Genomic DNA, 260 nt, shown 5'->3' with positions numbered 1-260 from the left:
GCGATTGAAGGGAGAAGCGACCGCTGCCGACCTGATCGAGGCCGCATTTGCAAACTGGCCTGACGAGCCCGCCGCCACGGCCGGCGAGCTGCGCGCGATCTATGCGAAGCTCGTTCGCCGCAAGGACGACCTCGTCGAGATCGCGCGTGCGCAGGCCTCGAGCCTCAAGGGTGGACGCCCCGGCGCGATGCTCGACCCGCGGCGCGTGCTGGGTCCGATTCGTCAGTTGCGGCGAGCCAAATGGCGGCTCGGCTTGATAC

1 protein-coding gene is annotated in these 260 nt (G+C 68.5%); it reads left to right on the top strand.

The features are described from left to right. On the top strand, positions 1–260 hold a 260-nt coding region (locus tag AX685_RS22725; RefSeq protein ID WP_197418640.1), incomplete at both ends, for a hypothetical protein.

It is taken from the genome of Sphingomonas sp. CCH9-F2 (genome assembly GCF_001556735.1).
Taxonomy (GTDB): Bacteria; Pseudomonadota; Alphaproteobacteria; order Sphingomonadales; family Sphingomonadaceae; genus Sphingomonas; species Sphingomonas ginsenosidimutans.
Note: the sequence above shows the minus strand (reverse complement) of the source record. Positions and strands in the feature narration are given on the sequence as shown.